The 19389-nt window shown below is 66.8% G+C and carries 20 protein-coding genes; 15 read left to right on the top strand and 5 right to left on the bottom strand.

Going from position 1 to position 19389, the window contains the following annotated elements; genetic code table 11:
* Positions 1-31: 31 nt before the first annotated feature.
* The 5 genes from CDN36_RS05950 to ptsP all read left to right on the top strand — a co-directional run bounded on the left by CDN36_RS05950 (position 32) and on the right by ptsP (position 5059).
* The gene (locus tag CDN36_RS05950) at positions 32-1294 is read left to right on the top strand and encodes a helix-turn-helix transcriptional regulator (RefSeq protein WP_287496231.1); all 1263 of its coding nucleotides are present in this window, start codon (positions 32-34) and stop codon (positions 1292-1294) included.
* 60 nt (positions 1295-1354) lie between these two features.
* Entirely contained in the window at positions 1355-2293 is a 939-nt protein-coding gene (gshB, locus tag CDN36_RS05945; RefSeq protein WP_287496230.1) for a glutathione synthase, read from the top strand.
* Between the two features lie 181 nt (positions 2294-2474).
* On the top strand, positions 2475-2891 hold the full coding sequence (locus CDN36_RS05940) for a PTS sugar transporter subunit IIA (RefSeq protein ID WP_150553902.1): 417 nt from the start codon (positions 2475-2477) through the stop codon (positions 2889-2891).
* A gap of 3 nt (positions 2892-2894) precedes the next feature.
* Entirely contained in the window at positions 2895-3164 is a 270-nt protein-coding gene (locus CDN36_RS05935; RefSeq protein ID WP_039407769.1) for an HPr family phosphocarrier protein, read from the top strand.
* Positions 3165-3322: 158 nt separating this feature from the next.
* Entirely contained in the window at positions 3323-5059 is a 1737-nt protein-coding gene (gene ptsP / locus CDN36_RS05930; protein WP_502920341.1) for a phosphoenolpyruvate--protein phosphotransferase, read from the top strand.
* Between the two features lie 71 nt (positions 5060-5130).
* On the opposite strand, the gene CDN36_RS05925 is transcribed toward ptsP, so the two are convergent.
* The 3 genes from CDN36_RS05925 to gpmA all read right to left on the bottom strand — a co-directional run bounded on the left by CDN36_RS05925 (position 5131) and on the right by gpmA (position 8711).
* A complete protein-coding gene (locus CDN36_RS05925) occupies positions 5131-5883 on the bottom strand; it encodes a HesA/MoeB/ThiF family protein (protein ID WP_150553900.1) in 753 nt (250 codons plus the stop codon).
* Positions 5884-5952: 69 nt separating this feature from the next.
* Positions 5953-7509: a S41 family peptidase gene (locus CDN36_RS05920; protein ID WP_150553899.1), complete on the bottom strand. Its 1557-nt coding sequence runs from the start codon at positions 7507-7509 to the stop codon at positions 5953-5955.
* A 455-nt stretch (positions 7510-7964) separates the two neighbouring features.
* Positions 7965-8711, bottom strand: a complete 747-nt coding sequence (gpmA, locus tag CDN36_RS05915; RefSeq protein ID WP_150553898.1) for a 2,3-diphosphoglycerate-dependent phosphoglycerate mutase — start codon at positions 8709-8711, stop codon at positions 7965-7967.
* A gap of 234 nt (positions 8712-8945) precedes the next feature.
* Here gpmA and CDN36_RS05910 point away from each other — a divergent pair, with 234 nt between their 5' ends.
* The 5 genes from CDN36_RS05910 (at position 8946) to CDN36_RS05890 (ending at position 12029) form a co-directional block, all read left to right on the top strand.
* Entirely contained in the window at positions 8946-9353 is a 408-nt protein-coding gene (locus CDN36_RS05910; RefSeq protein WP_287496229.1) for a rhodanese-like domain-containing protein, read from the top strand.
* A 17-nt stretch (positions 9354-9370) separates the two neighbouring features.
* Positions 9371-9631, top strand: coding sequence for a glutaredoxin 3 (gene grxC, locus CDN36_RS05905; protein ID WP_044453710.1), 261 nt, complete (start codon positions 9371-9373; stop codon positions 9629-9631).
* Positions 9632-9696: 65 nt separating this feature from the next.
* Positions 9697-10206 (top strand): protein-export chaperone SecB, encoded by a 510-nt coding sequence (secB, locus tag CDN36_RS05900; RefSeq protein WP_150553897.1) that lies wholly within the window; start codon positions 9697-9699, stop codon positions 10204-10206.
* A gap of 58 nt (positions 10207-10264) precedes the next feature.
* Positions 10265-11284 carry an NAD(P)H-dependent glycerol-3-phosphate dehydrogenase gene (locus tag CDN36_RS05895; RefSeq protein ID WP_287496228.1) on the top strand — a complete coding sequence of 340 codons (1020 nt, stop codon included), beginning with the start codon at positions 10265-10267 and terminating at the stop codon, positions 11282-11284.
* Between the two features lie 214 nt (positions 11285-11498).
* The gene (locus CDN36_RS05890) at positions 11499-12029 is read left to right on the top strand and encodes an O-acetyl-ADP-ribose deacetylase (protein WP_150553895.1); all 531 of its coding nucleotides are present in this window, start codon (positions 11499-11501) and stop codon (positions 12027-12029) included.
* On the opposite strand, the gene trmL is transcribed toward CDN36_RS05890, so the two are convergent.
* Both trmL and CDN36_RS05880 read right to left on the bottom strand, forming a co-directional pair.
* Positions 12011-12481 (bottom strand): tRNA (uridine(34)/cytosine(34)/5-carboxymethylaminomethyluridine(34)-2'-O)-methyltransferase TrmL, encoded by a 471-nt coding sequence (trmL, locus tag CDN36_RS05885; protein ID WP_287496227.1) that lies wholly within the window; start codon positions 12479-12481, stop codon positions 12011-12013. The two genes, CDN36_RS05890 and trmL, sit on opposite strands and share 19 nt — an antisense overlap.
* A 77-nt stretch (positions 12482-12558) precedes the next feature.
* On the bottom strand, positions 12559-13386 hold the full coding sequence (locus CDN36_RS05880) for a ComF family protein (RefSeq protein WP_287496226.1): 828 nt from the start codon (positions 13384-13386) through the stop codon (positions 12559-12561).
* Positions 13387-13512: 126 nt separating this feature from the next.
* Between CDN36_RS05880 and CDN36_RS05875 the strand changes: the two genes are divergently transcribed.
* The 5 genes from CDN36_RS05875 (at position 13513) to CDN36_RS05855 (ending at position 19271) form a co-directional block, all read left to right on the top strand.
* Complete coding sequence (locus CDN36_RS05875; RefSeq protein WP_287496225.1) at positions 13513-14433, top strand: methyltransferase domain-containing protein; 921 nt, start codon at positions 13513-13515, stop codon at positions 14431-14433.
* Between the two features lie 279 nt (positions 14434-14712).
* Positions 14713-15801: a 2,3-diaminopropionate biosynthesis protein SbnA gene (gene sbnA, locus CDN36_RS05870; protein WP_287496224.1), complete on the top strand. Its 1089-nt coding sequence runs from the start codon at positions 14713-14715 to the stop codon at positions 15799-15801.
* A complete protein-coding gene (sbnB, locus tag CDN36_RS05865; protein WP_287496223.1) occupies positions 15798-16841 on the top strand; it encodes a 2,3-diaminopropionate biosynthesis protein SbnB in 1044 nt (347 codons plus the stop codon). Before sbnA ends, sbnB begins: the two co-directional genes overlap by 4 nt.
* The gene (locus tag CDN36_RS05860) at positions 16838-18313 is read left to right on the top strand and encodes an adenylosuccinate synthetase (protein WP_287496222.1); all 1476 of its coding nucleotides are present in this window, start codon (positions 16838-16840) and stop codon (positions 18311-18313) included. The genes sbnB and CDN36_RS05860 overlap by 4 nt, the downstream gene beginning before the upstream one ends.
* The gene (locus CDN36_RS05855; protein WP_287496221.1) at positions 18306-19271 is read left to right on the top strand and encodes a diiron oxygenase; all 966 of its coding nucleotides are present in this window, start codon (positions 18306-18308) and stop codon (positions 19269-19271) included. Before CDN36_RS05860 ends, CDN36_RS05855 begins: the two co-directional genes overlap by 8 nt.
* The last annotated feature ends 118 nt before the right edge of the window (positions 19272-19389 follow it).

Here is a 19389-nt window from a genome sequence, read left to right as displayed (position 1 = left end):
TGCGAATTTGCCGACAGGGAGACATCCAGGGATGCCGCGGGACTTGCGCACCTGCCTTCGCCAACTACATCAGCTGCCGGTGCCGATACTCGGCTACCTGCCGCTTTGGCTCGAGACGCTGCGCGTCGGGCTCGACGCCGACAGCGTGGCCGCGCTCTGGCGTCATGCGCCGGATGGCGCGGGCGAGACGCCCGACCTCACTTGCTGTTATGCGCCGCAGGCCCCGTTCGCGGCGTGCGAGCGGCTCGCCGCGAGCGGCTGGACGCTGCCCCCGGTGGCGGACCTGCAACGCACGCTGGCGCACTGCGGTCTTGCTTGCGGCCACGCCAGACGCGCGCACGGGAACGCGCATGGGACGGGGGCGTTGCTCGGGCGGCCGCCGGAGCTCGAGCGTTGCTTTCCCGGCGGCGATTTGCTCGATGTCTGCCTGCTGCCGGCCAGACGCGACGCAACGTCGGTCGCCGGCGCGCAGGATGGCGAGCCCGGCGCCCGCGCTGCGCCCGTCGAGGCGCTGCGGCTGCTCGTGGCGCGCCGCGGGGACCGGCCACGCTTTAGCACCCGCGAAGTCTCGGCGTTCGAGGACGCCGCGGCCGAGTTCACCTCGCTTCCCGCACGCCCATGCCTTCCGGCGCCTGCGGCGTGCTGCGCGCCGATCCCCGTGCTAGGCCAAGACGACGCGCCAATGTCCGGCGGCAACGCGGCGGGCATGCTGGTCTGGCATGGACGGCAGCCGCAGTGGGCCGATCCGGCGGCGCTCACGCTCGTGCGCCGGGTCTGGCGCCTCACGCCGGGCGGGGCCTGGCCGGATGCTTGTGTGGTTCTGCAGGCCTGTCAGGCGCTCGCCGACGAGCTGGCGGTGCGCACGGCCGGCGCGGGCGCCCCCGGTGCGCAGGCGTTCGCGAGCGTTCCCGTACCCGGCGGCACGCTGCATCTGCATGCGACGCACCTGTGCGGCATGGGCGGCGGCGTCACCGACCGCGCGCGCATTGTCCTGCATCTGGCCGTGCCCCCTGCGCTGCGCTTGCTGCAACGTCTGTGGGAGACGGCGCTCACGCCAGTTCAGCGCGAGATCGCCATGCGCCTGCTGGCGGGGCAGTCGCGCGCGCAGACCCGCGAGGCGTGCGCCATCGGGGTGCAGACGCTCAAGACGCATCTGGCGCTCATGCGCGCGCGTCTGGACCCCGTGCGCGACGCGGCGCTGCTGGCGGGTTTGCGCGGAGCGGCGACCGTGGTGGCGCGTCCGGAGCCGCGCGGAGCCGTCCAGAGCGGCAGCGCGGCGCCTCGGCTAGAATAGACGCCTGTTGCCGCAGCATGCGGTGTGTGCATCCGAACCCCAAAGATTTCCCGCCGATCGATGCAGATTCTCTTTATCGCCGACCCGCTCGACCACTTCAAGATCTACAAGGACACCACGTTCTCGATGATGCGCGAAGCCGCGCGCCGCGGCCACCGCCTCTTTGCGTGCGAGCCCCATGAAATGGCCTGGCATGGCGCGACGGTCGACGCGCGCGTGCGGGAGATCCGCCTGACCGGTGACGCGCAGGCCTGGTACGAGGTCGTCGACACGCGCATTGCCGCGCTCACGGAGTTCGACGCCGTGCTCATGCGCAAAGACCCGCCGTTCGACATCGAGTACATCAACTCGACGTGGCTGCTCGAAATCGCCGAGCGCGCCGGCGCACGAGTGTTCAACAAGCCCAGCGCAATTCGCGACCACTCCGAGAAACTCGCGATTGCCGAGTTCGGACAGTTTGTCGCGCCGACGCTGGTCACGCGCGACGCCGCGCGACTGCGCGCCTTTCATGCCGAGCATGGCGACGTGATCTACAAGCCGCTCGACGGCATGGGCGGCACCGGCGTGTTTCGTATCGGGCCAGACGGCCGCAACCTCGGCTCGGTCATCGAGATGCTCGGCGAGAACGGCGCGCGTTCGGTGATGGCGCAACGCTTCATCCCGGACATCAAGCTCGGCGACAAACGCGTGCTCGTGATCGGCGGCAAGGTGGTGCCGCACTCGCTCGCGCGGATTCCACAGGGCAACGAAGTGCGCGGCAACCTGGCCGCCGGCGGCCTCGGGCAAGCGCGCGACCTGTCGGCGCGCGATCGCCAGATCGCCGAGACGCTCGCGCCGATCCTCTGGCAGCGCGGTCTGCTGCTCGTGGGGCTGGACGTCATCGGCGATTACCTCACTGAAGTGAACGTCACCAGCCCGACGTGTTTCCAGGAAATCACCGAGCAAACCGGCTTCGACGTGCCGAAGATGTTCATCGACGCGCTGGAACTGGCGGTCTGAGCAGGCGGCAGGGGCGGGGCGGCGGGAGAAGCGTCTGAATTCCCCTGAGGACTGCCTCTAACTTGATGAAAATTCGGGGTTTTTGCGCGCCTGCTAAAATAAGAATCCCAAAATCGACAGGCTCGCGTTCGTCGTTGTGTTCGTATCCCGGACACTCGCGGCGCTCGGCGTGCCTAGCATCATGGCTGGAATTCTGATCATTGCCCACGCACCGCTCGCATCGGCCCTTCGCGAGTGTGTTTCGCATATCTACGGCGGCTGTCCTTCGCGTATCGGCGCGATCGACGTCGTTCCCGACCAGGACACGGCGGCTCTCGTCGAAAGCGCGCGCGAGCGCGTTGCCCAGTTGCAGGAGGAGAACGGCGTGCTCGTGCTCACCGACCTGTTTGGCGCGACACCATCGAACGTCGCGGCGCAGCTCGTCGCACCGAGGGTGAGGGTGGTGGCCGGGGTGAACCTGTCAATGCTCATCAAGGCGGTGTGCTATCGCTCCGTGCCGCTGGAAACGTTGACGGAGAAAGTGCTTTCGGGCGGATCTAAAGGTATTCTCGAAGTCGGCGCGGGTGCGCCGGCGACCACACACACTACGTCACACTGAAACATGCTTCAACAAGAAACGACGATCGTAAACAAGTTGGGCTTGCACGCCCGGGCATCGGCAAAGCTCACACAGCTCGCGGCAAAATTTCAGAGTGAGGTCTGGCTGACCCGGAACGGTCGGCGTATCAATGCCAAGAGCATCATGGGCGTCATGATGCTGGCCGCCGGGATCGGTTCCAAGGTCGAGGTGGAAACCGAAGGCCCTGACGAAGAACAAGCCATGAACGAGATTCTGGCCCTCATCGCCAACAAGTTCGGCGAAGGGGAATAAAAGACGGCGACGCGGTGCCCGGCAGCGCTTTGCAGGCGTGCTGCGACGGGCGGATCGCAAGGATGACGTCATCGAGATAGCGTCACCGACGCTCCGCAGCTCACCGCCCCGAACGTAGATTCAGGCCGCAACATTCGCCTCTGAACCGGGAGACTCACTTGTCTTTCACCCTGCACGGCATTCCCGTCTCTCGCGGCATCGCCATCGGACGCGCCTATTTGCTCGCGCCCGCCGCCCTCGATGTGCCGCACTATCTGCTCGATCCTTCGCAGATCGACGACGAAATCGCACGTTTTCACGGCGCTCAGGCGACCGTCCAGCACGAACTGGACACGCTCAAGGCCGAACTGCCGCACGATGCGCCGGGCGAGATGGGCGCGTTTCTCGACGTTCACTCGCTGATACTGAACGACACGCTGCTCGCCGACGCCGTCATCAAGCTGATTCGCGAGCGTCGCTACAACGCGGAATGGGCGCTGACCACGCAACTCGAGGTGCTCGTCGCCCGCTTCGAAGACATCGACGACGAATATCTGCGCGAGCGCCGCGCGGACATCGAGCAGGTGACCGAGCGCGTGCTCAAGGCGCTCGCCGGCGCACCCGGCATTCGTCACGTGGTGGCGCAGACCCCGCGCGACGACATGATCGTCGTGGCGCGCGACATCGCGCCGGCCGACATGCTGCAGTTCAAGTCGCAGACGTTCAAGGGGTTCGTCACCGATCTCGGCGGCAAGACGTCGCACACGGCCATCGTGGCGCGCAGCCTGGGCATTCCGGCCGCGGTCGGCGTGGCGCAGGCCAGCCTGCTCGTCAAGCAGGACGACGTGATCATCATCGACGGCGATCACGGCATCGTCATCGTCGATCCGGCGCCGATCGTGCTCGAGGAGTACAGCTACCGCCAAAGCGAGCGCGCGCTCGAAGAGCGTCGCCTGCAGCGGCTGAAGCACTCGCCGGCGCAGACCATCGACGGCACCCCCATCGAGCTGCTCGCCAACATCGAATTGCCGGAAGACGCCAAGGCGGCCGTGGAAGCGGGCGCCGTTGGCGTGGGGCTGTTCCGCACCGAGTTCCTCTTCATGAACGAGGAGGAGGCGCCGGAGGAGGAAGCGCAGTTCGAGGCCTACAAGCGTGCCGTGGAGGCAATGCATGGGCTGCCGCTTACCATCCGCACGATCGACGTCGGGGCCGACAAGCCGCTCGACAGCCACGAGACTTACGAGACCGCGCCGAACCCCGCGCTCGGACTGCGGGCGATTCGCTGGAGCCTGTCGGAGCCGCGCATGTTCCTCACGCAGTTGCGGGCGATACTGCGCGCGTCGGCGTTCGGGCAGGTGCGGATTCTGTTCCCGATGCTCGCGCACGCGCAGGAAATCGATCAGACGCTCGAGCTCGTGCGCGAAGCCAAGTCGCAGCTCGATGCGGCCGGCCTGCTCTACGATCCCGGCGTGAAGCTCGGCGCGATGATCGAGGTGCCGGCCGCGGCGCTCACCGTGCCGATGTTCCTCAAACGGCTCGACTTCCTCTCGATCGGCACGAACGATCTCATCCAGTACACGCTGGCGATCGACCGCGCGGACAACGCGGTCGCCCATCTCTACGATCCGCTGCACCCGGCCGTGCTGCGCCTGATCGCCATGACGATCCGCGAGGCACATGCGTTCGGCGTACCGGTGGCCGTCTGCGGCGAGATGGCCGGAGACCCGACGGCGACGCGTTTGCTGCTCGGCATGGGGTTGCGGGAGTTCTCGATGCATCCCAGCCAGTTGCTGCAGGTCAAGCAGGAGATTCTGCGGGCGCATCTGCCCGATCTGGAGCGCCCCGTCCAGGAACTGCTCGCGGCGACCGAGCCCGAAGAGATGCAGGCTGCACTGGCGAGGCTGGCGGTGGCCTGACATCGAGGCCGCGTGCGGTGGCCGGGGCAGGCAAGTGCCGGTGGCGCCTCAGCGCGGCATGACGCAGGGCGTCAATGCCGCTGCCCGCAGACCTTGCACTCCGGGTTACGGGCGCAATGCATGGTGTGCCAGCTCATCCTGCGCCCGTCGAGCATCAGCAGACGGCCGACCAGCGGCGTGCCGACGCCGGCGATCAGCTTGATCGCCTCTGCCGCCTGCATGCTGCCGATGATGCCCACGAGCGGGGCAAGCACGCCCATCGTCGCGCACGCCTGCTCCGGGAACGGCTCGTCGGCCGGAAAAATGCACTCATAGCACGGCGACGCCGCATCGCGCACATCGAACACGCTGATCTGCCCGTCCAAGCGCAGCGCGGCGCCGGACACCAGCGGTACGCCGGCGGCCACGCAGGCGCGGTTCACCGCATGACGCGTGGTGAAATTGTCCGAGCCATCGAGCACCACGGTGGCGTTGCGCGCGAGTGCGGAAAGACGCGCTTCGTCCACGCGCTCGTTGATCGTATCGACCACCACGCCCGGATTGATCTGCGCGATGCGCTGCCGGCCCGACACCACCTTGGGCTGCCCCACGCTTTGCGTGTCGTGAAGGATCTGACGCTGCAGGTTCGTGAGATCGACGTCGTCATCGTCGATCAGCGTGATGCGCCCGACGCCCGAGGCCGCCAGATAGAGCGCGGCGGGCGAGCCCAGGCCGCCGGCCCCCACGATCACGGCATGCGACGCAAGCAGACGCTCCTGACCCTCGATGCCGAGTTCGTCGAGCAGGATATGACGGGAGTAACGCAGGAGCTGATCGTCGTTCATCGCAACACGTAAGGAATAAAAAAACCGTGCCGGCTTTCGCGGGCACGGTTCGTAGTGTAAAGCCGTTGCTTATTTCTTGTCCGACGGCTTGGCCGGCACGACCGTATCGGTCTTGGGATCGGTCTTGGCGCCGGCGGCGGGCGTTGCAGCCTTCGCGGCGTCCTTCGGCAGCGGGCCGGCATTGGCCTCCAGGCGCGACTTGGTGCGCTGCACCGGCTCGCCCTTGAGCTGATGGATCGCCTGCTGGAGCATGAAGTCGTCGGCGCTGCCCAGGTCCGGCAGGCGTTCTTCGCGTTCCTTCTTGCGCTCTTCCGGCGTCTTCTTCGCGTTCTCTTCCTCGAGGCGGCGCAACTCTTCCAGGCGGCGCGCTTCGCGGGCGTCGATTTCCTTCTGCTCGTCAGGCGTTTGCGTGTTGTGCAGATGGTTCTGGTAATCGATCTCGCGCGTGACCAGCACGTCGTCCGGATCGCCCTTCGGATTCTGGTCGACCGGCACATCCGGCTTGATGCCGATGGACTGGATCGAGCGGCCGCTCGGCGTGTAGTAGTACGCCGTGGTCAGGCGCAGCGCGGTGTCCGGCGAAAGCTGACGCACCGTCTGCACCGAGCCTTTGCCGAACGTGGTCTTGCCCATGATCAGCGCGCGCTTCGAGTCTTGCAGCGCACCGGCCACGATCTCCGAGGCCGACGCCGAGTAGGCGTTCACGAGCACCACCATCGGCACCGTCTTCCAGAACGCGGCCTCGCCCTTGAGGGGGTCTTCCGGGCTCGCGGACAGACGGTAGTTGTCGAACGTGGCCGTGTACTTCTGCTTGGCGTCTTCGATCTGGCCGTTCGTGGTGACCACCGTGGCGCCTTCCTTCAGGAAGGCTGCGGACACGCCCACGGCCGATTGCAGAATGCCGCCGCCGTTGTTGCGCAGATCGAGCACGAGACCCTTGAGCGGGGCGTCTTTCGACAGCTCCTGCAGCTTCTTGGCCAGGTCCGGCACGGTGCGTTCCTGGAAGCTGGTGATGCGCACGTATGCAATGCCCGGCTCGAGCATCTTGCCCTTCACGCTCTGGACGCGAATCTCCGCGCGCACGATCGACACGGGGAAGGTGCGCTCGTCGGACTTGCGGAAGATCGTCAGCGTAACCTTGCTGCCCGGCGCGCCGCGCATGCGCTTGACCGCCTGATCGAGCGTCATGCCGCGCACCGGCTTGTCGTCGATGCGCGTGATGAGATCGCCCGGCTTCAGGCCGGCCTTGAACGCGGGGCTGTCCTCGATCGGCGAGATCACCTTCACGAGACCGTCTTCCTGCGAGATCTCGATGCCCAGACCCGCGAAGCGGCCCCGCGTCTGCTCCTGCAGTTCCTTGTACTCGTCCTTGTCGAGATAGGACGAGTGCGGATCGAGGCTGGACACCATGCCCTTGATCGCGGCGGTGAGCAGCTTCTTGTCGTCGACCGGCTGCACGTACTCGCGCTTGATCTGACCGAACACTTCGGCCAGCAGCCGGAGCTGTTCGAGCGGCAGCGGCGTGGTAGCGCTTTGCGCGGAAGCCTGCGAGAACGCGAGGGTGGCAGCCGCACCGGTCGCGAGGCCCAGCACGATCAGGCCAATGTGTTTGAGGGTTTGGCGCATATAGGCGTGGAAATTCCGGATTTTTCGGGGCGCCCGCCAACGGGCGCGCGCACTTTGGCGAAGTATAACCGTTTGCCCGCGGGGCGGACATTGCCCATTCGACAGAGACTTTTCCCGAGTGGTTCGCCGAAAAGTGCCATCCGATGCGCCTTTTACGTCACCTCTTTCGGCGTCGCCTCCTTTGCGTCGGCGCATAGACGGTTTTATGGGCCGCCTCTTATACGTCGCCTTATACGTCGCCTTATGCGTTGCCTTACACGTCGCGCGCCCCCCGTCGCTATTCGTTGCCCTGCGCCACCCTTCGCCGGGACGGAAGGTGCGGCGAGGACGATAAGAGTGTGAGCGCCGCGATGCACGCGACGGAGCGGGCACATCGCGGTATGCCGGTATGGCGCGGTATCCCGATGCGCTTCCGGGCGGCGCCGGCCGGCGCCGCCTGCGGATATTTGCGGATATTACTTCGACTTGCCTTGCGCGGCCACGGCGGCCAGTGCGCCGGCGATTTTCTCCTGGTCGCCGAGGTAGTAATGACGGATCGGCCTGAGGTCGGCGTCGAGTTCGTACACGAGCGGCGTGCCGTTCGGAATGTTCAGGCCGGCGATGTCGTCGTCCGAGATATTGTCCAGATGCTTGATGAGCGCACGCAGCGAGTTGCCGTGCGCGGCCACGAGCACCTGCTTGCCGGCGCGCACCGCCGGGGCGATCGACTCGTTCCAGAGCGGCAGCACGCGTGCCACCGTGTCCTTGAGACACTCGGTGAGCGGAATCTCCTCGCGCTTGAGCTTGGCGTAGCGCGGGTCGTTGAACGCACTGCGCTCGTCATCGGCGGCCAGCGGCGGCGGTGGCGTGTCGTAGCTGCGGCGCCAGACGTGCACCTGCTCGTCGCCGTACTTCGCGGCGGTCTCGGCCTTGTTCAGGCCGGCGAGCGCGCCGTAGTGACGCTCGTTCAGACGCCAGCTATGCACCACGGGGATCCACATCAGGTCCATGGCGTCCTGCACGTGCCACAGCGTGCGGATCGCGCGCTTGAGAACCGACGTGTACGCCAGGTCGAACCGGTAGCCGGCTTCGGCGAGCAGCTTGCCGGCCTCGCGGGCTTCGGAAACCCCCTTTTCGGTCAGGTCGACGTCGACCCAGCCGGTAAACCGGTTTTCCTTGTTCCACGTCGATTCGCCGTGGCGGATGAGAACGAGCTTGTACATGAGCAAACTTCAAACAGAGTTGGGAAAGCGGGGGCAGCCGGCGGGTCGGGCATGGCTCGTCGCACGTCGCCAGGCCATGCCCGGCAAGGACTTGGCGGCAGCGACCCATGGACGCCGGGGGGCGCGGCACGGTGGCCGCCGACGTGCGGCGCGGCGATTGCCAACGCGACCCGTCGGCGCAATCTCGGAATATTTTATAATGATCGGATTCTTTTGATATTTTTCAGGTGGTTTGTGAAGTTCTTTGCCGATTACACCAACCTCGCGCTCATCGCCATCGCCCTCGTCTCGGGCGGCATGCTGGCCTGGCCGGTATTCAAGCGCGGCGGTCGCGGTCTGTCGACCGTCGAAGCGACCCAATTGATCAACCGCAAGGGCGCGGTGATTCTCGACGTGCGCTCGGCAGAGGAGTTCGCCGGCGGCCATCTGCCGTCCGCGCGCAACGTGCCGCTCGACGAGGTCGAACAAAAGGTCGGCCAGGTCATCAAGAACAAGGCGGCGCCGGTGCTGGTCGTGTGCAAGAGCGGCCAGCGCTCCGCGCGGGCCCAGGCGCTGCTGCGCAATCTGGGCTACGCTGAGGCGTTCAGCCTGCAAGGCGGTGTCGCCGCATGGCAGGAAGCCGGCCTGCCGGTCGTCAAGTAATCCAGGAGTTGCCAGTCATGCCCAAGATCGTGATGTACAGCACGCAAGTGTGCCCGTATTGCCAGATGGCCGAACGTCTGCTGCGTCAGCGCGGCGTTCAGGAAATCGAGAAGATCCTCATCGACAAGGATCCGGCTCGCCGCGAGGAAATGATGACGCGCACGGGGCGCCGCACGGTGCCGCAGATCTACATCGACGAACGTCATATCGGTGGTTACGACGATCTGTCGGCCCTCGACCGCGCGGGCGGCCTCGTGCCGCTCTTGCAAGCTGCCTGATACCCCGCTCACAATAGTGCGCCCGGCCGCGTGTCCCGCGGCTGTTTTATCCCCAAGGAAACGAAATGTCCGACCAGAATCAGCCGTTTTTCAGCATCCAGCGCGCTTACCTGAAAGATCTGTCTCTCGAGCAGCCGAACTCGCCGGCGATCTTCCTCGAACAGGAAATGCCGACCGTCGAAGTGCAGCTCGACGTCGCCGCCGAGCGTTTGGCCGAAGAGATCTTCGAAGTCGCCGTGATTGCTACCGTGACGGCCAAGATCAAGGACAAGGTCGCGTTCCTGGTGGAGGGCAAGCAGGCCGGGATCTTCGAGATCCGCAACGTGCCTGTCGAGCAGCTCGATCCGCTCATCGGCATTGCCTGCCCGACGATCGTCTACCCGTATCTGCGTGCGAACGTGGCCGACGCAATCAGCCGCGCCGGCTTCCAGCCGATCCACCTGGCCGAAGTGAACTTCCAGGCGCTGTACGAGCAACGTCTGGCGCAACTGGCCGAGCAGCAGCAGGCGGCCAACGGCGAGGCGCCGGCTTCGGGCATCGTGATGCCTGACGGCTCGTCCGCCCAGACCCACTAAGCGCTCGCGCTTGACCGACGCGCAGGCCGTGGCCGGTCCGCGCGTCGAGGTGCCCTTCATGAAGATTGCCGTATTCGGTGCGGGTGCCTGGGGCACCGCCATGGCGAGTCACATGGCCGCACGCCATGATGTCGTCCTTTGGGCGCGCGACGGCGCGCTCGTGGACGCACTGACCGCCACTCACGAGAATTCCACCTACCTTCCCGGTTCCTCGCTGTCCTCGCGCCTGCGATTCGACGCCGATTTCGCGACAGCGCTGGCCCATGGCGCGGGCGAGCACGCGTTGTGCGTAGCGGCCGTACCGGTGGCGGGGCTGCGCGCGCTGGCCGGGCACATGGCGCAGGCCGCCGCGCCGCCGCGCAACCTTATCTGGCTGTGCAAGGGCTTCGAGGCCGACACCGGTCTGCTGCCGCATCAGATCGTTGCCGACGTCTTTCCCCAGGCCGCGGGGGGCTCCCTGTCCGGGCCGAGCTTTGCGCGCGAGGTCGCTCAGGGGCTGCCCGCTGCACTGACCATCGCGAGTTCCGTTCGTGCACTGTGCGATCTGACCATCGCCGCGTGCCACTTCGGCGCGTTGCGTATTTATTCGAGTGACGATGTCATCGGCGTGGAAGTCGGCGGCGCCGTGAAGAACGTACTTGCGATCGCGACCGGCGTCAGCGACGGTTTAGGGCTCGGTTTGAACGCCCGTGCCGCGCTTGTTACGCGCGGGTTGGCGGAAATGACGCGTCTTGGCGTGGCGCTCGGCGGCAAACCCGAGACATTCATGGGGCTGACGGGCATGGGCGACCTGATCCTGACGGCGACCGGCGACCTGTCGCGAAACCGCACCGTGGGGCTGCAACTGGCGTCCGGCAAGACGCTCGACGAGGTGCTCGCGTCGCTCGGCCATGTGGCCGAAGGCGTGCGATGTGCCCGTGCGGTACGCGATCTGGCGCGAGCCCATGGCGTCGACATGCCGATTACCGACGCCGTGTGCGCCACGCTGTTCGATGGCCTGCCTGCCCGTGCGGCCGTGGAAGCCTTGTTGCGACGCGATGCACGCGCGGAGCGCGAGGGCGACGCCGCCGCCGGCTGACCGGCTGGTCTGCCGACGCGGTGACGCTGAACGCGCCGCGATCCGCCGGCAGGCCCGCGCCGCATGAGGCGTCGTTGCAGCAACGTGCCCGGATGCACCGATGTGCGCCGATGTGCCGCTCGGGCGCATCGGGCATCGTTCCCCGATTTCCCGATGGGGACGTCATGGCATTCACGCATGTCCCGTCGACACTCGCAACAAGGGAGCCGAACCCATGTCGCAAGCCGTTCATCTCGAAGCCCTGCAGGGCGACATCACACAATCTGCGGTCGACGCCATCGTGAATGCCGCGAACGAATCGCTGCTGGGCGGTGGCGGCGTCGACGGCGCCATACACCGCGCGGCGGGGCCTGAGCTCCTCGCGGCGTGCCGCAAGCTGCACGGATGTCCGACAGGACACGCGAAGATCACGCCGGGCTTTCGCCTGAAAGCGAAGTACGTGATCCATACGGTGGGGCCGGTCTGGCATGGCGGCGGTGACGACGAGCCGGCACGACTGGCGAGCTGTTATCGCGAGAGTCTGCGTCTTGCCGCGGAGAACGGTTGTCGCAGCGTGGCGTTCCCGGCGATCAGTTGCGGCGTGTATGGCTATCCGCCCGAACTGGCAGTGCCGCTCGCCGTCTTCACGGTGCGCGACGCGTTACCGCACTTCCCGGGCATCGAGCGGGTCCAGTTCATTTGCTTCGACGCCGCCATGCTGCGGCGCTACCAGACCGAGCTCGCCAATCAGGCGCCGCCGGCGTAACCGTGCTGCCGCCACGCCTCGAAGACGACCACCGCCACGGTGTTCGACAGGTTCAGGCTGCGGTTGCCGGGGCGCATCGGCAGGCGCACGCGTTGCGTTGTCGTGAAGGTGTCGAGCAGCTCGGGCGCAAGGCCGCGTGTCTCCGAGCCGAAGACGAACCAGTCGCCGGGCGCGAACGCGAGCTCGCCGAAGGGGCGGGAGCCTCGCGTCGTCAGCGCGAACATGCGTGCGGGGTCCGGCGACTCCGACGCGAGAAACGCGGCCCAGTCGCGATGCACCTTCATTTGCGCGTACTCGTGATAGTCGAGCCCCGCGCGACGCATGCGCGCGTCGTCCAGCGGAAAGCCAAGCGGCTCGACGAGATGCAGGCGGGCGCCGGTATTGGCGCACAAGCGGATGACGTTGCCGGTGTTGGGCGGAATTTCGGGGCAGACGAGAACGACGTTGAACATGGCGATCGGCGGGCGGGATTTCCGGAGTTGTTCGGAATTGTCCGGAGTTGTCGTGAGTTATATGGAGTTATATGGAGTTATCGGGAGGGCGGCGTTCGCAGTGCGACGGCGGCGAGCACATGTGACGCGCCGGCGGTCTTGAGCGCGCGGGCTGCGGCGTCGCAGGTGGCGCGCGTGGTCATCACGTCATCGACCAGGATGATGCGGCGCCCGCGAACGCCGTCGCTGGCGACGAAGGCATCACGCAGGTTGCGCATACGCGCCTCGCGCGAGAGGCGCCGCTGCGAGGCCGTGGTCCGCGCGCGGCGCAGAACATGCGCGCTGGCCGGCAGGTTCGCGCGTCTCGCGGCAACGCGAGCAAGCTCCCATGCCTGATTGAAGCCGCGTGCCGCCAGTCTCGATGGCGCCAACGGCACCGGCACGACCAGCGGCAGCCGAGGCGACGCCGGGTCGTCCGGCTGCGCCAGCAGCGCGTCGCCAAGGCGTTCGCCGAATTCGCGGGCCAGCGGCAGGGCGCTGTGGTATTTCAGACGGATCATCAGCGAATCGAGCGGCGCAACGTAATCTGCCAGCGCCAGCGTCGCGTCGAAAGCGGGCGGCTGGCCCACGCATTCCCCGCAAATCGGCCCGGCTGCCGAAGGGGGTGTGCGACAAATTGCCGCATCTTGCGCGGCGGCTGCGTGACGTACCGCCGCAGGCCCGGCGAGCGACGGCAGCGCGATGGCGCAACGCGCGCAGCGCAGGGGTGCGTCGGGTCGCCCGGCGTCGAACATGCGCGCGCAGTCGGCGCAGACTTGCCGCGCCGCGCGGCGGTGGCACACGGCACAGTGGTCCGGCAACGCCGCGCGCAGCAGGGCGCCGGCGAGCCGGGCGAGCGTCGGGAACGGATTGCGCGGAATGGACAAGGCGGTATTCGGCAGTGAGGTGACGGCGAACGCGGCGCGAATGCCGCGCGGCGGCCGCGCAATGGCGGTGCCCGATGCGTTCGGACAGCTGCGAGTATACTGCCGACTCGCCTTTTCGCCCGTCCCATGAAGCCTTCTGCCGCTCCCTCCGCTCCGTCCCGCGCGTTCTCGTCCCGTTTTTTGCGTGCGGCATTCGACCGTCGCGCGTCGCACTGGGCGCAAGCCGACTTTCTGATGCGCGAAGTGGCGTCACGGCTCGCGAGCCGGCTGGACTACATCAAGCTGCAGCCGAAGCGGGTGTTGGACGCAGGCTGCGGCACGGGCAGCGACCTGCGGCATTTCGGCGACCGCTATCCCGACGCCTATCGCGTGGGAATCGACGCCTCTTTCGCAATGGCCCGCGCGGCGGCCGCGGCCGGTGCGACGACCGGGTGGCGGCGCCTGCTTCGCAGCGCGCCGCCGTATGGCGTGGCGCAAGCCGACTTTTCCGCGCTGCCATTCGCTTCGCGCGCCTTCGATCTGGTGTGGTCGAATCTCGCGCTCCATTGGTATCGTGAACCGCATCGCGTCATTCCCGAGTGGCACCGCGTGCTGAGTACCGATGGTCTGCTGATGTTCTCCGCGTATGGCCCCGACACGCTGCGCGAGCTGCGCGCCGCGTGGGCGCAAGTCGACGACCTTCCCCACGCTCTCGAGCCGACCGACATGCACGATCTCGGCGATATGATGGTCGCAAGCGGCTTCGACACGCCCGTGACGGACATGGAGCGGCTCACGCTGACCTTCGAGTCACCGGACACGCTGCTGCGCGACGTGCGTCTGCTTGGCGTGAATCCATTGCCGGAGCGTCGGATGGGGCTCACCGGGCGGGCGCGGCTTGCGGGCCTGCGCGCGGCGCTCGAGCGCCAGCGCGGCGAGGACGGCACGATTGCGCTGACCTTCGAGCTCGTCTACGGTCATGCGTGGAAAATTCCGGAAAAGGTCGACGCCGCGGGCAATGCCATCGTCCGCATCCAGGACATCGGGCGCGGCGGCCGCCCGCGCTGACATCCCACGGCGCTGTTCGCCGTCCACCGGGCGCTTCCGCTTCCCTGTCGCACTGTCGGCGCCATGCCGACGCCTTCCACTCGCACATCGCACCGGCCGCCGTGCCCGACGGTGCGCTTCCGCATCCTGCGTCCTACACGACTTTGCAGGTATTCCGCGCGCGCTCCATTCGCTTAAATGAAGCTTCACGGCGTGCAGCAACGCAGGCATTGCGAACGGCATTCCTTCGTTGCGTCACGCCATTCCACCGCAATCGGGGGTGACTTCGGGAGGCTGACCGTGGGGCATCAACGCGAAACGCCGGCAGCGCTGCCGCGAACCTCTCCCGCGGCCCATACGGGCGCGCAGGAGAGCCTATCGCTGCGCGTGGACGGCAGCTTCCTGCGACCTGTCACGTCGCCGGTCTTCACGAGGATCGACGGACTGTGTGCCGCGCCCGTCCATCTGAAACTCGAGGGGTTGAATCCTGCAGGCTCGATCAAGCTCAAGACGGCGTTGCAGCTGATCGAGGACCTGGAGGCGAGCGGAAGCATTCGGCGCGACACGCACATCGTCGAATCATCGTCGGGCAACCTCGGGGTCGCGTTGGCCATGGTGTGCGCCAATCGCGGATACCGTTTCACCTGCGTCACGGATCCGAACACCTCGCGGCATGCCGTTCGCACCATGCAGGCGTTGGGCGCTCACGTGGTTCGCGTCGAACGCCGCGACGCGCAGGGCGGTTTTCTGGGTACGCGCATTGCGTGGATACGCGCGCAGGTGCGGAAGGACACACGCTGGCTCTGGCTCAATCAATATGCCAATCCGTCCAATTGGCGGGCGCACTTCCGCTGGACGGCGCCAGAGGTCTTCGCGGCATTTCCCGGCGTCGACCATCTCTTCGTGGGCGCGGGGACGACGGGGACGCTGCTCGGATGCCTGCGATATGTGCGCGCGCATCGATTGCCGACGCGCGTCGTCGCGGTGGACGCCGTCGGGTCCGTGACGTTTGGCGGCCCGCCCGGCGCGCGCCGGATTCCCGGACTCGGGACGAGCTGCCGCCCGCCGCTGTGCGAGCCGCCTCACGCCGAGCCACCCGACGCCGTCGTCCACGTCGCGGAGCCGGAAACCCTGCGAATGTGCCACGCACTCGCACAGCGCGGATTGCTGGCGGGTGGCTCTTCCGGCAGCGTGTTGCGCGCGGTGCAGATAGCGGGCGCCGACATTGCGCCCGATGAAACCGTCGTCGCCATCGCGCCGGACATGGGCGATAAGTACCTCGATACCGTGTACGACGCCGCGTGGGCCGCGACCTGCTTCGCCGATGCGTCGCCTGCACCCGATGCTACTCCACCCCTGCCCCGGACCACGAGTCCCGCACGGCCATGAACGCGCTTTCATCACCGCAATTTCGTGTCTTCACGGCGGAGCAGGTCGATGCCGCAATCCGTGGCGGACGGCACGCCGTACTCGATATCGTCGAGGCGGCGTATCGTGCCCATCACGCGGGCCGCACCGTCAACCCCGAGAGCCAGTTTCTGCGATTTCCCGACGACGAGCGAAACCGCATCATCGCGCTGCCGGCCCATATCCGGGACAGGGCGGGCGAAGGCGCGACCGGCATCAAATGGATATCGAGCTTTCCCGGGAACGTCGGGCGGGGCATGCCGCGCGCGTCGGCGGTACTCATCCTGAACGATCTGGCAACGGGGTTCCCGACGGCGTGCATGGAGGCGAGCTGCATCAGCGCGGCGCGCACGGCGGCAAGCGCGATCAGCGCCTTGCGCCGGCTTACCGCGGGCAGGCCACAGGCGGCAAACGCGTCGGGGAGGGTGCGGGTTGCGTTCATCGGCGCGGGTGTGATTGCCCGGCACGTCGCGCAGTGGCTGCCGCTCGCGGCGTTGCCCGTTGCACGGGTGACGGTGCATGACCTCAATGCCGGGGCCGCGGACGCACTGGCCGCGCGCATCGGCATGGAAACGTGCTACGCGAGCGAGAGCCAGAACTCGCTCGAGATCGCCGTCCGGGAGGCGGATGTCATCGTGTTTGCCACGACTGCATCGACGCCATACGTCGCGAATCCCGAGTGGTTCTCGCACTGCCCGATCGTTCTGCATCTTTCCCTGCGCGATCTCGCGCCGGCCGTCATTCTCGCGTCTTGCAACGTGGTCGACGACATCGACCACTGTCTGCGCGAGCAGACCTCGCTCCATCTCACGGAAGCACAGACCGGACATCGGCACTTCGTGAGCACCTCGCTGCCGGATTTGCTGTGCGGCGGCAATGCTCCGCCCCGAGACAGGCCTGTCGTCTTCTCGCCGTTCGGTATGGGCATTCTCGACATCGCCGTTGGCCGCTGGATCTACGAGCGCCTCGCCCCGCAGCAGGCGCCCGTCCCCCGTTTTTTCAACGATATGCAACGCGCATGACCCTAGCTCCTACCCGCTCTTCGTCTCACCACGTCGCTTCGCACGGCGCGGAGGGTTTCGCCGACGTGCTCGTCGGCCTGCAATATGGCGATGAAGGCAAAGCGAAAATCATCGATGCTCTCGCGCCCGAATATGACGTGATCGCGCGCTTTAACGGCGGCGCCAACGCCGGCCACACCATCGATACACCGCACGGGCGCATCGCTCTGAAGCAGTTGCCCTCCGGCGTCTTCCATCCGCACGCCGCGCTCTACATCGGCTCCGGATGCGCCATCAATCCATGGAAGCTCGCCGAGGAGATCGAGCAGCTCAACGACATGGGCGTCTGCCTTGAGGGCCGGCTTCGCATCAGCGCACGCGCGGCCCTGGTTCAGCCGCATCACATCGCACTGGACCGCCGCGGCAGCGCAACGATCGGCACCACGGGAAACGGCATCGGCCCATGCTATGCCGACAGGGCTTTGCGCGTCCGCAACGACACGCGCGTGAATCTGATGATCGGCGATCTACTCGAAAACGAGGTCACTGCCGTGTCGAGCATGCGCGACGTGTTCACACGGATGATCAACGCCGATGGGGGGACGTTGCCATGGATGGCGGAAATGTCGGATCTCCTGCTGTCGCTGCCCGCCGTGGCGAGAACCTTGCGCCGGTATATCGAACCGGACCGAAGTTGGCTCACCGTTCGCGTGAAGCAGGGGGCGCGCGTGTTGTTCGAAGGTGCGCAATCGGTATTGCTCGACGTGGTCGACGGCAGCCAGCCCTACGTTACGTCGAGTCATACGGTCCCGGCCTACGCCTACGTGGGGGGCGATCTGGCGGCGAAATACCACCGACGCACGATCGGCGTGGCCAAGGCCATCGTATCGCGCGTGGGGCGTGGGCCGTTTCCGTCAGAGCTGGGTGGGGACCGTTCCGCGGCGTATTGCCACGATGCGGCACAAACGCAGGCGGGTGCCGCTCAGGAACGAGAGCAGCACGTTCCCGAAGACCTGTTGCGCTCGACAGACCCGTTCGACATCGGCACGGCGCTGCGCATGCTGACCGGCGAGTATGGTACGGGCACGGGGCGGCCCAGGCGCATCGGCATGCTCGATCTTGCGCAGCTCAGAGAGGTGATTCGCGCGCACGCGGTGGATTGCGTCTACCTGAACAAGGTCGACTGCCTGTCGCACTACCTGCAAACGGCCTACCAGGGTGTCCCGATGCGCGTGCCGCGCGATGCGCTCTCGGGCGAGGCCATGCCCGACGTGCTGATCTATCCCGGCCTGACGGAGCGCTCGATTTCGCTTGGCCGGGGTGGCACTCTCGATTCCGCCATGAACGGCTTCGTGGACTTCGTCGAGCGGTATATCGGCGCGCCGCTCGCCGGTATTGGGCTGGGGCCCGAACGCGCCAGTCTGGTGACGCTGGCGGCACACGAGAAGTTGCGCGCGACCAACGCGTCAAAGGCGGAGACGACACATGCCTGATATTCGGCGACCGCCCCGTGACGGCGACGGGCCGCGCGAGGGGCCCGGTGCATTTACGACCGTGCCACGCCCGTGGCGGGAAGTCGCTGCGGCGGCCCGCTGGGGGAGCGACGAACCGTTTCCGCCGTTGCAGCCGGATCACCTTTTCTTCAATGCATCGCTGATGCCATATGTCGCGCATCCGCTCGTGCGCGAGCGCGGACAGGCGGCCAGACAGCAACTGAGCGCCTGGCGGCTTGCGGACTATCTGAACAAGACGGAGCGTGTGGAGGTGCACATCGTCAATCGCGCGGTGGAGCAAATGCTCGACATCGGACCGGGCGTGTCGGTCGGTCGCGACGACCTGCTCGCCATCTATACCGACGAAGGTTTTCACACATGGATGATGGCGCGCTTTCGTGCGTGTCTGCTCGCGGCTACCGGTGTCTCGCTGCCGCGGCCGCCATCGCTGGGTGTCGGGCGCGTGCTGGCGCTTTGCGAGGCGGTGCCGCGCGCGCGGCGCGGACTCGCGATGATCGCAGCGGCGACGGTGACCGAGACGCTGATTACCGGAACGCTCCGACGAACTGGCGCGGGAGACCGGATCTACCCGCCCGTGAGCGTGCTGCTCGCCGAGCACGCGGCGGACGAGATGCGCCATCAGGCGGCGTTCGTTCGCTTCGCCGGCGAATGGGTGCCGTCCCTGCCCTCGGACGAGCGCGCGTACCTGGACGCGCTGCTGCCGGAATTGATGATGGCGTTTCTCGCACCCGAGTTGCCGGTGTGGCGGGAGCAGCTGTGCGCGATCGGGCTGTGCGAAGAGAACGCAGACCGCGTTCTGCGCGAAAGCATCGACCCGCTGGAAGTCGGCGTGCAGATGATGGAAGCGGCGCTCGTGCCGCGTCGCCTCTTCGAACGACTGGGATTGTCGAGCGCGGCGCGATTCGCCCAGCTCGCCGGCCGGTGGCGTCCGCCATGAAGCAGCGCGGCACGGTCGGGCGGAGACGGAAGGCACAGGGGGGCGGCGCTTCAGCGGGACTTCAGCGGCAATAGGGTGGCAATCAGGTCGCAATCAGGTGGCAATAGGGTGGCAATGG

It is taken from the genome of Pandoraea sp. CB10b_02 (assembly GCF_002216225.1).
In the GTDB taxonomy this organism is placed as follows: Bacteria; Pseudomonadota; Gammaproteobacteria; order Burkholderiales; family Burkholderiaceae; genus Pandoraea; species Pandoraea nosoerga.
Note: the sequence above shows the minus strand (reverse complement) of the source record. Positions and strands in the feature narration are given on the sequence as shown.